General features: G+C 40.7%; 9 protein-coding genes. 4 read left to right on the top strand and 5 right to left on the bottom strand.

Going from position 1 to position 13,073, the window contains the following annotated elements; genetic code table 11:
• Positions 1–14 precede the first annotated feature (14 nt).
• The 5 genes from CKV81_RS13045 to CKV81_RS13025 form a co-directional block, all read right to left on the bottom strand.
• Complete coding sequence (locus tag CKV81_RS13045; protein WP_095073997.1) at positions 15–2,168, bottom strand: glycoside hydrolase family 97 protein; 2,154 nt, start codon at positions 2,166–2,168, stop codon at positions 15–17.
• A gap of 126 nt (positions 2,169–2,294) precedes the next feature.
• A complete protein-coding gene (locus CKV81_RS13040) occupies positions 2,295–3,632 on the bottom strand; it encodes a SusE domain-containing protein (protein ID WP_095073994.1) in 1,338 nt (445 codons plus the stop codon).
• A gap of 17 nt (positions 3,633–3,649) precedes the next feature.
• Positions 3,650–4,453, bottom strand: coding sequence for a SusE domain-containing protein (locus CKV81_RS13035; RefSeq protein WP_095073990.1), 804 nt, complete (start codon positions 4,451–4,453; stop codon positions 3,650–3,652).
• Between the two features lie 27 nt (positions 4,454–4,480).
• Positions 4,481–6,064 (bottom strand): RagB/SusD family nutrient uptake outer membrane protein, encoded by a 1,584-nt coding sequence (locus tag CKV81_RS13030; protein WP_095073987.1) that lies wholly within the window; start codon positions 6,062–6,064, stop codon positions 4,481–4,483.
• A 20-nt stretch (positions 6,065–6,084) separates the two neighbouring features.
• Positions 6,085–8,838, bottom strand: coding sequence for a SusC/RagA family TonB-linked outer membrane protein (locus tag CKV81_RS13025; RefSeq protein ID WP_095073984.1), 2,754 nt, complete (start codon positions 8,836–8,838; stop codon positions 6,085–6,087).
• A gap of 405 nt (positions 8,839–9,243) precedes the next feature.
• Between CKV81_RS13025 and metG the strand changes: the two genes are divergently transcribed.
• From metG to mscL, 4 genes are all read left to right on the top strand, one after another.
• Positions 9,244–11,271, top strand: a complete 2,028-nt coding sequence (gene metG / locus CKV81_RS13020) for a methionine--tRNA ligase (protein ID WP_095073980.1) — start codon at positions 9,244–9,246, stop codon at positions 11,269–11,271.
• 84 nt (positions 11,272–11,355) lie between these two features.
• Positions 11,356–11,919, top strand: coding sequence for a hypothetical protein (locus CKV81_RS13015; protein ID WP_095073978.1), 564 nt, complete (start codon positions 11,356–11,358; stop codon positions 11,917–11,919).
• Positions 11,920–11,961: 42 nt separating this feature from the next.
• The gene (locus tag CKV81_RS13010; RefSeq protein WP_095073976.1) at positions 11,962–12,435 is read left to right on the top strand and encodes an Mpo1 family 2-hydroxy fatty acid dioxygenase; all 474 of its coding nucleotides are present in this window, start codon (positions 11,962–11,964) and stop codon (positions 12,433–12,435) included.
• Between the two features lie 140 nt (positions 12,436–12,575).
• The gene (mscL, locus tag CKV81_RS13005) at positions 12,576–12,947 is read left to right on the top strand and encodes a large conductance mechanosensitive channel protein MscL (protein ID WP_095073974.1); all 372 of its coding nucleotides are present in this window, start codon (positions 12,576–12,578) and stop codon (positions 12,945–12,947) included.
• The last annotated feature ends 126 nt before the right edge of the window (positions 12,948–13,073 follow it).

Here is a 13,073-nt window from a genome sequence, read left to right as displayed (position 1 = left end):
TTAAATGGTTTGAGTTATAAAGGCTTCACAGAAATCGCATAACCGCCGCTTCGTGCAAGTTTCACAGGGATTTTGCTGGCGCTGGTTACGGTTTTCCTGTAAATATTATAGCTCTGCGGATTGTTGATATAATCAGCATCCTTGCCATCTTCGTAAACGGTTGCCTGGTATTTTTTACCTTTCGGAAGGAAAGAAAAATCTACCGTGAAAGTTCTCGCGTTTTCATCGGTGATGCCGCCAATGTACCACTCGTCTTTACTTTTGGCTTTGCGTGCTGTGTGGATGTAATCGCCCGGTTCAGCGGCCAGAATTTTGGTATCATCCCAATCTGCAGCTACGTCTTTGATGAACTGGAAGGCATCAAGATGTCTCTCATAATTTTCCGGTAAATCAGCAGCCATCTGAAGTGGAGAATACATCACCACATACAGAGCCAGCTGTTTGGCAAGCGTGGTTTTCACGTATCTTGTGTCGCCAGGGAAGTAGTAATCGAGTTTAGTCTGGAAAATTCCGGGCGTGTAATCCATCGGTCCGCCCATGAATCTGGTAAAAGGCAAAATAACATGGTGATCCGGATTATTTCCGCCGAACGCATCAAACTCAGTCCCGCGGGCGGCTTCGGCAGCGATCCAGTTCGGGTACGTACGGCTTTGCCCTGTCGGGCGCACGCTTTCGTGAGAATTCACCATGATTTTGTATTCGTTGGCTTTTTCAGCTATCCGGAAATAATGGTTGATGGTCCATTGTGAATAATGATGTTCGCCGCGCGGAATGATGTTGCCCACATAACCGGTTTTCACAGACGGATAACCGTATTTGTTCATCAGCTGGAAGGCTTTGTCGGCCCAACGCTCGTAATTGGTTGCAGAGCCTGAAGTTTCGTGGTGCATCATCAGTTTTATGCCTTTGGAATGCGCATAATCGTTCAGCATTTTGATATCAAAATCGGGATAAGGCGTTACAAAGTCGAAAACAAATTCTTTAGAATGACCAAACCAATCTTCCCATCCAACATTCCATCCTTCAACCAGCAAAGCATCAAAACCGTGTTTAGATGCGAAGTCGATATATTGTTTTACTTTATCGTTGTTGGCGGCGTGTTTTCCGTTGGGTGTTAATTTTGAAAAATCTGTTTTGCCAATATGCACATTGTTCGCCGTAGAATAAGCCCACTGGGACTTTCCGATGATCATTTCCCACCAAACGCCCATATATTTCGTGGGTTTGATGTATGAAGTATCGGTGTAATGTGTAGGTTCATTAAGGTTAAAAATCATCTTTGAATCCAGAACTTCTTCAGCTTTTGGTGAAACGATGATTGTTCTCCACGGTGAAACGGCTGGCGTCTGGATATAACCTTTTGCGCCCTGAGCGTCAGGCGTTAAATGTGTTTTAAGTTTGTAATTAACAGCATCCACCTCAACATTTGCGGTAGGATAATTGATGACGGCAGCTTCAGAAATATTCAGGTATAAAGGCGTTTTCCCTTCCCACTTCATCATTGTAGGAATCTGGATCGCATTTTTTATCGGCGTTTGCGAGGCATTTCCGTCGTAAGATTTTGGCCATCTTGCCGGGATTTCTGAAATTTTGGTTTCCTGATACTGGTATTCCTGCGAATCGTAATCTCCGGTAATCCAGAAAGTCTTCATATCAGCAGCAAGGTCAATTTCGGAATCTTCTTCTTTAATGATGAAATAATTCAGGTTTTTCTGCTCCGGGAATTCATACCTGAAGCCAAGACCGTCATTGAACAAACGGAATTTAATAATGATATGGCGGTCATTCGCCGGCTGGTTCAGCGTAACTGCCAGTTCGTTGTAATGGTTAACGTAAGATTTTTTCTCGCCCAAAACCGGATTCCAGGATTCATTTTTAGAATCAAATTTTTCCGCTGTTTTGGTGAAGCCATCATTCAGGTCTTTACCGTTCTGGTCTTTTCTTTCAATTTCTGAAGCGAACTGAATATCGCCGTCGCGGAGCAACCTCAAACCTAATTTTGAATCTTCAACTACAGTTTTGCCCTGATATTTCAGATTATAATATGGCACTCCCGATTTCAGCTGGAAATTCATTTCAAATTTGCCGTCGGGTGATTTAAGGGTTTGAGCGTTGATTGCGAAGCCTGTTGCAAAAAGAAAAACTGCTCCTATTATATTTTTTCTCATATCAAATTTTTTAACAAAGGTCTAAAATTATGAAATCTTAATCTTTTTAGCGAATAAGTATCACCATTTAACAAAAAAAATCTGCCGCACAACGCGACAGATTTATACAGCTAAATGAATAAAAAATTATTTAATGCTATAAGTCATAGCAAATGGATCATACGTGATGGTGTACGTGCCGGCAGCAGCTACTGAGAGGTTATCACCGCCTTTATCTAAAACACCGTCTTTATTGGAGTCTCCATAGTTTTCATCCCATGAACCGTTGATTCTGAATTTGAACTCACCAGCAGGTAAAGCAAGGGTTGTGACAAATTTTCTTTGGGCATCATCCCAAGTCATTACCGTATCCGGAGTTGCACCCCAACCGTTGTAAGCGCCCACAATACCGATGGCGTAAGGAACCATTGTATAAGTTTTGGTATTCAGATCCACCGTTATTTTGTAATAACCTGCACCCGGAGACTTAAGGTTTGCGCCACCCGGCTCCAAAGTACCGTCAGCACCATCATCACCCCAGTTAGTATCCCAGTTGCGTGCCTGAGTAAACTTGAACTCAGTCCCTGCTGCAGGGAAGTTGATATATCCAATATAAATATTATTGCTAACTGAAGATACCAGTGTATTAGCCGTAGCCGGATTCCAACCCTGATAACCACCTGGAGCATATATGTAAGACTCTAACTGGTAAGGGGTTACATTTACCGTAACTACCGCTGAAGTAGATTTCAGCGTACCACCAGCTGACGTAGTGGCTGCAGTGACTCTGAGATCATAGTCAGCAGCAACATTAGCCAAACCACCAACCTTAAGAACAGCCTGATCCATTACAAGATTTGAAACTGACAACTGCTTAAGGTTATTAACTGTACCAAGTACTACAAAATTTGTGGAACCTTTTGGCGCTATCTCAACAGTATATACCACATCGGTACCATAATTATAATCTGTCCAAGCCACTTTAGCAGCTACACCGTCAGGATTTGTACCGTCCAGCACAATTTTGGTGCCTGCGGTTGGAGCAGTAATTACAGGCGCTGCAGACGGATAAGGCGTCGCATCAAATGCGATCACGTTCGATACACTGGAGCCTGAAATTACTCTTACATAAACCCTTTGGCTTTTATAAGGTTGGTATCCAGCCTGAAGCAACGCATTGTTTAAATTGCCGATAGAAGTTGTAAATGTAGTTGCTGAAGATTTACCCAAAACCACTGGCTTCGCAAAATCTTCAGTTGTCGAAATCTGCACGTTATATTCTGCAGCTGCACCTAAAGTATTGTCCCAGGTAAGCCTGAACGGGTTATCTTTCATTGTAGGATATAGGACATTTGAACTTAATGTCGTATTGTAAAGTGTAAATGAAGGTTCCGCTGTTTTATAGGCAAAATCGTCTTCTCTACATGACTGAAACAGTAAAGGTACTATCATTGCCAAAAACAAAATTCTAAATATATTTTTCATAATATCTGTCTTTTAAATTATTGTGCTACAATGGTTAAAGATTGTTCTTTAGCATTGATGGTTATCTTATAAGTCCCTGTCGTACCAGTGAATTTCATATTTTCGTCACCATCCTGAACGATATTTGAAGAAACCTGCTTGAAATATCTGTAGCTGTCTTTCGTTCCAGCCTGGTCTATACTGTAGTTCATACCATTCCAGTTCTGTTGGCCAAGGAATCTGAAGGATTCACCACCTTTTAATGTGGTTACAATGGTTGCGATCTCTTTATTTTTTGTAAGAAGCATTGCATTACCGGAATCCCAGCCTACCGGTGCCGCGGCGCCAACAAGATAGAAATCTGGATATACCAATTCGTAAGGAGTGATTTTCACAGAGGATACATTGGATGTAGCTACAACATACTCACCATCCTCACCTACGAATGAAGTCACACGCAAATACATTGGCGCCTGTACATTCGGCGCTAAACCAAGTTTTTCAGCTACGGCATTCATTTCTGATGTCGTAAGTGTTGCCGTTCTTTGAGATTCTTCAACAGTTTTTACCAAAACAGGTTTAGCAAAATCAGCAGTTTTTGAAGCTTCAATTTTATATTTAAGTTCTGTTGGCTGAGTGTATTTTGCAACTTCCCACGTGAGGTTCAAAGCTGGATTGTCCGGAAAATTCTTATCCAGGAAAACAGTTTCTTTAGATGTATCCAATAAAATTGCTGCGGACTGGTTTTCTACCGTAAGCAATTCGCGGTCCTGGCATGAAATAATGCCCAAAAGCATTATCAATGCAAGAAAGATTTTTTGAAATATATGTTGTTTTTTCATTTTGATATTTTCTTTTATTAATTAAAATTAATATCCGGGATTTTGTACCAGGTTAGCGTTTGCGATGATGTCATTCGTAGGAATTGGGAACAGGTTTCTGTATTCCGGAACGGCTGCACCGTCTTTAGCGCCACCTTTCCAAGCCCAGAGGTAAGAAGAACCCGTAAATTTTCCGAAACGGATAAGATCCGATCTCCTTGTCATTTCCCAGGACATTTCTCTACCTCTTTCTGAAAGTATGAAATCAAGGTTCATGCTTACCACAGGTGTAGCACCCGCTCTTGCTCTCAAAGCATTTACGTACTGTAATGCAGATGCCATGTTACCATTACCACCTCTTAGTGTAGCTTCTGCGTACATCAGATAAACATCACCCAATCTGAAGAACGGAATATCGGCGTCTACAAAGTTTCCTGTAGTATCTGATCCGGCTTTACCGTCAGAAAATCTTATGTTGCGGTATTTGGTAAATCCATAACCGTTTTTAAAGTTGCCAAGGTCATTAATCTCCAAAGTCTGGCCATCGGTATAGAATCTGCCTCTTCTATCTGAACCGTCCGCAGGGAACAGGCTCACAAAAGATTTGGTAACTCTCATACCTCCCCAGCCACCGTTGATTCCGTAGTAACTTACAGGCATTGAACCACCGACTGCAGCGTGAATTAAGAAGGTTGTCCCACCATAAGTCTGTGTTTTAAGGCCATCGTAATTGATAGAAAAAATCACCTCTGGATTGTTTACATGATTATCAGCCATGAACAAGCTTCCGTAATCAGACTTCAGGCTATAGCCAGAGCCAATAATTTTATTGGTATAAGTGATTACATCATTGTTCTTTTCTGTACCTGTGTAAACTTTTGCATTAAGATAAAGTCTTGAAAGAAGCATCCACGCAGCGGCTTTGTCAGCACGGCCGTATTCGTTGGATTTTGGATTTTTCAGTTCAGCTTCCAATGCTTTGGTTTCAGTTTCCAGCCAGTTAAAAAGATCTGCTCTCACGATTCTCTCCGGTAATGCAGTTCCGGTATTTTCATCCACGAAAGGTACATTTCCGAACAAATCCAGTGCATTGTAGTAGGCTAATGCACGAAGAAATCTGGCTTCACCGCGCATGTATTTAGCTTCTGTGAGGTCTTCACCGGTTATTCCATTGGCAGCAAGCTTTTCATCAGTAGTATTTTTGATGAATTCATTACAAAGTGCAATTTCACCATATAATCTGTAGTAGATCGCAGCAATAAACTCGTTGGATGCCGTCCACGACATTGTGTTCATCTGCGGTAAAGTACCGTCCTGCCAAGCAATTTTAGCTTCATCAGTGGTAATAACCTGCATGGTGTAAAGCTGACGCATATAGCTGGAGAAACCACCGTCGATGCCGCTGATATCTGACATGCCGTCACCACCCTGCTGTCCTCCAACAGCCTGCGCACCGTAAAGTTTAGCCAACAGCAAAGGATAATTTTTGAAGTCTTTGAAGAGATTTGCAGATGTCGTATCCGTAATCGGCTCCCTTTCCAGATCCTGCACGCAGGAAACAGTAGAAAAGGTAAGACTCAAACCCAAAACTGCTGTGAATATAGTTTTTGATTTTTTATTAAAAAGTTTCATCTTCTGAATTATATTGTGAATTAAAATTGAAAATTAAGTCCTAATGAATATACTTTTGGCCTTTGGTAGAAACCGTTGTCGATATTTCCGAAAATCTCCGGGTCAACACCTGAGTAATCAGAAATTACGAATACGTTCTGCGCCATACCGTAAACTCTCAAGTTGGTTCTGTCGCCAAACACTTCTCCGAAATTGTGCCCTACAGTCAAGTTATCCATTCTAAGGAAAGAAGCATCTTCCACGAAAGCATCAGACCAAAGCTGAATATTTCCAAATCTGTAATCTGCAGCAGTTCTGTAGATGTTCTGCAAATAATCATTCGTTGTTAAGGATGCCAGTGAACTGTTTGAAGCTGCATTATTATATACGTAATTTCCAATTACCGCTCTAAGTGCCGTACTGAAATCCCATTTTTTATAGGTAACTTTAGTAGAAAATCCTAAAAGGGCGTCTGGAGTTGAAGATTTGTAGAAGTATTTATCCATATCATTCAGAACACCGTCACCGTTTGTATCCACATAAGCTCCGGGAACAGGCTTCCCTGAGTTGTCGTAAAGCTGTCTGAATACATAGAAGGAATATGGAGCATGGCCAACACTGTGAGCCTGGATATTTTGTCCTACAGCACCAGAAATACCTCCAACCGGAATTTTGAAGTCTGCAGCAACCGCGTCGGATAAACTTGTAATTTCTGAAGTGTAATGTGTTGCGTTGAAATTAATATCCCATGTTGTATTATCGTTTTTAACAGGAGTAAGGTTTAGTGTAAACTCAATACCTTTATTGGTCATATCCCCAACATTTTTAGTATTGTAGTTGCTCAAACCTCCGGCAGGTACCGGTACATAAGCAATAAGGTCGCTTGTATCTTTCTGGAATAAATCAATGGAACCATTGATTCTGTTGCTGAAGAAACCAAAATCCAGACCGATGTTCTTGGTTAATGTTTTCTCCCAGGTTAAATCAGGGTTATACTGTTCAGGTCGGTACATTGGGTAGAAAATGTTACCAAACAAATATTGTGCGGTTTCCTCACTTATTTTATATCTGGAATATGCCGGATACATTCCAGCTACTTCCTGCTGCCCTGTCAAACCGTAACCCAGTCTTAGTTTAAGGGTGGATAAGTTTGATATATCCCTGAACATTCCTTCTTCATTAATCTTCCATGCAAATGCAAATGCCGGGAAATTACCCCAAAGGTTATCCGTAGTTCCGTTATAGAATCTGGAAGATCCGTCACGTCTGATAGAGCCCGTTAAAATATACTTGTTAGCAATCGTGAAAATAGCTCTACCGTAGAACGAAAGTAAAGTCAACTGATCTTCGTATGCGTTGAACGGTGTAAGCCTTGTTTCTCCTGTGTTGGTATTGAAAAGCAAACTTTCACCTGCGGGACTGGCACTGCTGAAATCCTGATAAGAGTGACCGGCCATCAAATCCACATTGGTATTGATGGAGGAGATGGTTTTCACATAATTCAGGTAAGTCTCAAATAATTTGTTTTTCTTTTCCTGCTCGTAAGGGCTGTAAGAGTAAGAACCATTACCTGCACCACTGTAAGGTGAAGTTTGATTGCTTCCGTAGCCTTTGCTGTAATCATAGGCAAGGTTAACGTTCCATCTCATTTCAGGAAGGAAATGCAGTTTATAATCAAGCTGAATACTTGGCATTAACCTGTAAACCGAAGAAATATTTCTGGTATTGTAAAGTAAGCTTACCGGGTTCCTGTTAGAAACAGTATTCAAACTGCCATTGTTCAGCCATTCGAAATAGTTGCCAAATCTTGGATCATCCATGTAAACCGGTTGGGTAGGATCAAAGTAAATGGCATTATTAATAGCACCGCCATTCGGGAATCTGTTATCGGTAAATGAACCTTTAAAGTTGGCGTTAATCGACAGGTGGTTATTCAGAAACTTAGGGCTTAAGTTAACCGCAAGGGATGTTCTGCGGAACTCATTGGTTCTCACGATACCGTTTTGCTCGTTATAACCTAAAGACACACGGTAAGGAAGACCTTTAATGCCACCTGAAACAGCAAGGTTATTGTCGGTTCCCCATGCTTCCTGATAAATAAGATCCTGCCAGTCGGTATTATGGGTACCAAGAAGTGCTTTAGCAGCATTAGGACCATAAGTATTTACAAAAGTTCTGTACTCATCACCGTTAAGCACATCTACATTTCCCATTCTTGTAGAAACAGAAGCTACAGTAGATAAGTTTACCTTTACTTTTCCCGCTGCACCTTTCTTAGTCGTAATAAGGATAACCCCGTTTGATGCACGGTTACCATAAATTGCTGCAGCAGACGCATCTTTAAGGATATCAACCGATTCAATATCGTTAGGGTTAATTAAAGCCAATGGATCGCTCGCACCTCTAATTGATGTACCATCCTCATTTTTTGACATGTCTTGCGGAACGCCATCAATTACTACCAGTGGCGCGCTGTTTGCGTTAAGCGACGCACCACCTCTAATTCTGATAGAGGAACCTGACCCGGGAGCACCTCCGTTGCCCGTAATAGCCACACCCGGAGCTTTACCCTGGATTAGCTGCTCCGGAGATGTAGCACCTCCATTGAAGTCTTTCGAGGATACAGAAACGATTGATCCTGTCAAATCAGATTTTTTTCTCTGACCGTAACCAATCAGCACAACCTCTTCAATTTTTTTCTCACGAGTGGTTGAGTCCTGCTGTGCGTTAATCATCATTGTTCCTGCCAGTAGAAAAGCGGGAGCAATTTTCAAAACTGTACGATAGTTTCTCACAAATATAAAATTTAAGGATTAATATTCAGTTTATTAGTAAAGCATTGCTTAAAAAAATAATGTCGCTCTTTATTCTCTTTAAAAGTAAATTCCAGCCTTCCAATTTATGCTTTTTTCTGTTAACACAAAATTAATATTGTATTATAATGATTTAACTGATAAATATTGAACATCACAAAATATTTTTTTTAATATATTATTAATAATCAAATGGTTATCATCTTTATTAAATATTAATTTCTTCCACTCAAAATTACTAAATTACAAACAGATGTTTAACGTATTTTTAACCTAAATTAACAAAAATGACAAGTCTCATAAAAATTTTATTCTCAAAATGCACTTTTATACTGATTTTAAAAAAAGCATCATAACACCTATCTTTGCATAAAATATTAAGAATTTATGTCAGAGAGAAAAATGATTACCGCAGCTTTGCCTTATGCAAACGGGCCGGTTCATATAGGGCATTTGGCGGGCGTTTATGTTCCCTCAGATGTTTACGCAAGATTTCAGAGAAGATTGGGACGTGATGTGGCGTTTATCTGCGGTTCGGATGAGCACGGAATTCCGATTACGATCCGCGCCAAAAAAGAAGGTGTTACACCTCAGGATATTGTGGATAAATACCACGAAATCATCAAAAAATCATTTTCAGATTTAGGCATTTCTTTCGACGAATACTCCCGAACGACCTCCAAAAAACATCACGAAAATTCGCAGGATTTTTTCACCGCATTATATCATAAAGGTAAATTTACCGAAGAGCTTTCCGACCAGTATTTTGATGAGCAGGCGGGTGAGTTTTTGGCTGACCGCTATATCGTGGGAACCTGCCCTAATTGTGGCAACGAGAATGCCTATGGTGACCAGTGCGAAAAGTGCGGCTCTACCCTTTCCCCTTCAGAACTCATCAATCCAAAATCCATGCTTAGCGGAAATGTGCCGGTTCTGAAGGAAACCAAAAACTGGTATCTTCCTTTAAATGACTACGAAAATTTCCTGAACGAATGGATTATCGACGGTCATAAAGACGACTGGAAACCCAACGTTTACGGACAGGTAAAATCCTGGCTGAATGACGGACTGAAGCCGCGCGCGATGACCCGAGATCTGAACTGGGGCGTTCCTGTGCCACTTCCGGAGGCTGACGGAAAAGTTCTTTACGTGTGGTTTGATGCACCCATCGGATATATTTCCTTCACTCAGGAATGGGCAGAGAAAAACGGTAAAAACTGGAAAGATTACTGGCAGAACGAAAATTCGGACCTCATACATTTTATCGGTAAGGACAATATTGTGTTTCACTGCATTATTTTCCCCGCGATGATGAAGGCGCACGGCAATTATGTGATGCCGAAAAATGTTCCTGCTTTTGAATTTTTAAATCTTGAAAACGATAAAATTTCCACTTCAAGAAACTGGGCCGTATGGGCGCATGAATATGTGGAAGAATTCCCGGGACAACAGGATGTTCTGCGCTATGCACTGCTTTCATCGGCACCGGAAACCAAGGACAATAATTTTACGTGGAAGGATTTCCAGACTAAAAACAACTCCGAACTGGTAGGAATTTTCGGTAATTTCATCAACAGAGTTGCAGTTCTTATCCATAAATATTATAACGGCGTGGTTCCGGAAGGTGATGCAAACGCTGCTGAACTGCAGGAAATTGAAAACTCAGCCAAAGAAATCGAAACTTTTCTTGAAAATTTCGAATTCAGAAATGCGCTTTCGGCACTCATGAACCTGGCACGTTTCGGAAACCAATATCTGCAAACTGAAGAACCGTGGAAAACGATTAAAGAAGATCCCGAAAAAACCGCGCAGTCGTTATTCGTTTCTGCGCAGATTGCGGTGGCTTTGGGCCAGCTGTGTGAACCGTTTATGCCTTTTACTTCAGAAAAACTTTTGAAAATGTTCAATGTGGAGAAGAAAAACTGGAACGACATCTCGGGAGTTGTGATAGAAAGCGGCCATCAGATCGATGAAGCTACCCTACTTTTCTCAAAAATTGAAGATGATGTGATCGAGGCGCAGATTCAGAAACTAGAAAACACCAAACAATCCAACAAGAAAACCAACCCTAACGCCAATCCTATGAAAGAAGAAATAACCTACGATGATTTCAGCAAAATGGACCTTAGAACCGCAACGATACTTGAAGCTGAAAAAGTGGAGAAGGCCGATAAACTATTAAAATTCAAAGTAGATACCGGCATCGATGTGAGAACTGTAGTATCGGGCATTGCCGAGAGCTTCACCCCGGAAGAATGTGTAGGAAAACAGGTGATGATCCTTGCCAACCTTGCGCCAAGAAAAATCCGCGGTATCGAATCTCAGGGTATGCTTTTACTCACCACAAAACCCGACGGAAAACTGACGTTTATGACGCCTGAAGTGAAGATTGAAAACGGCGTTGAGGTAAACTAAGTTTAAAAAATGTCACGCTGAACTTGATCAAGCGTCTTAATAAAATTCCATACAACTTTGTGTGGAATTTTTTATTTTTATGAAATGAAAAAATTTGCAGCGTTACTCTTACTTTTCTTTCTCGCGGGAAATCTCTTTTCGCAGAACCTCAATGAAGATGTTCTGAAACAGAATTTTGTGCGCCAGTACATCAATCTTCTGGATAAAAAATACCTGCCCCAAAGAAATCAACTCGCGATACCAAACGATGTTTTAACAGATTTAAAAAAGATTAAGGCAGAATACAATGCACGGCTGCAGCAGGTTTTTCCGACAACGCCAACGGAAAGAAACGCGGTAAAGCAGGCTATAAGGAATTATTACACCCACTATCCTGATGTAGCGGCTATTTTCACGAACAGAAACAATCAGTTTGAAGTTAAAGTTTCAGACGAAGAAAAGGCCAAATATATCACCATGCTTGTGGAGCTATGGAAGAAAATTCCTAATCCGCTGTTCGCAAAAGTTTCGGATATTACCGATCAGCTTAAAAAGGATAAAATTCAGCTTACCGTTCCCTTTAATTACGATTATTACCGAAACTTCAGCGATGATACCCTGCGGAAACGTGATGATGTCATCAATTTTCTTCTCTGGAATTTGGATTAAGAGTCTTACAAGCCTTCATTTTTAAATTATAATATTACCGATATGAGAAAGATTGACCAGCTGTTCGAAGAATACGGCGAAAGCCATCAGAACCAAACAAATAAATTCATTCACTGGATCTGCGTTCCGCTTATTTTCTGGTCGATTTTGGGATTTATCTCAATTATTCCGGCACCGCATTTTTGTTTCTCGTACTTTGGGTGCATCAGCATCGCGAGTTTGGCAGCCGTGGTTTTGGTAAGCATTTTTTATTTCCGGCTTTCAGCGGTGATTGGGTTTATCATGCTTTTGTTTATGCTGCTGATGGAACATCTTATTTACCTTGTGAATATACAAACTGAAACCAACTCCTGGATTGTTTTTCTCAGCGTTTTTGTCCTGAGCTGGATTTTTCAATTTATAGGGCATAAAATAGAGGGTAAAAAACCCAGCTTTCTGAAAGATTTACAGTTTCTTTTGGTGGGCCCTGCCTGGCTGCTTCACTTTATCCTCAAAAAATTAGGAATCAGATATTAAAAAAAAACAGTGTTTCCCGCAGTAAAGCGCTGAATAATATTTTAATTCCTTATTGTAATACGAAAGTTCATAAATATAAATTACTTTGGAAGTTTATTTTTTATACTTTTGTCTGTTTAACATTAAAAATTATAAACACTATGGGATTTGTAAAAGAATTTAAGGAATTTGCATTCAAAGGTAACGTGCTGGATTTGGCAGTGGGTGTAATGATCGGTGCAGCATTCGGTAAAATTGTAACTTCATTGGTTGAAGATGTGATTACCCCATTATTGCTGACTCCGGCGTTGGAAGCTGCCGGCGTAGAAAATATTGCTCAGTGGTCTGTAAACGGTGTTTACTGGGGAAAATTCATTGCAGCAATCATCAGTTTCCTGGCCATTGCGATGGTACTTTTCTGGTTGATTAAAGCAGCCAATAAAGTAACCAAACCCGCAGAAGCGGCTCCGGAAGCGCCTTCCTCAACCGATCAGTTATTGATGGAAATTCGCGACGAACTGAAAAGAAAATAATCTTAGCTGAATAAAAGAAATTAAAGCCGTGTCACAACAGTGAAAACGGCTTTTTTTCGTTATTCTTGAACCTCCTGATATATCGTGTAGACGTCTCTAAGCCAAATCATTTGGTTTTCAGACATT

It is taken from the genome of Chryseobacterium taklimakanense (assembly GCF_900187185.1).
GTDB lineage: Bacteria > Bacteroidota > Bacteroidia > Flavobacteriales > Weeksellaceae > Planobacterium > Planobacterium taklimakanense.
Note: the sequence above shows the minus strand (reverse complement) of the source record. Positions and strands in the feature narration are given on the sequence as shown.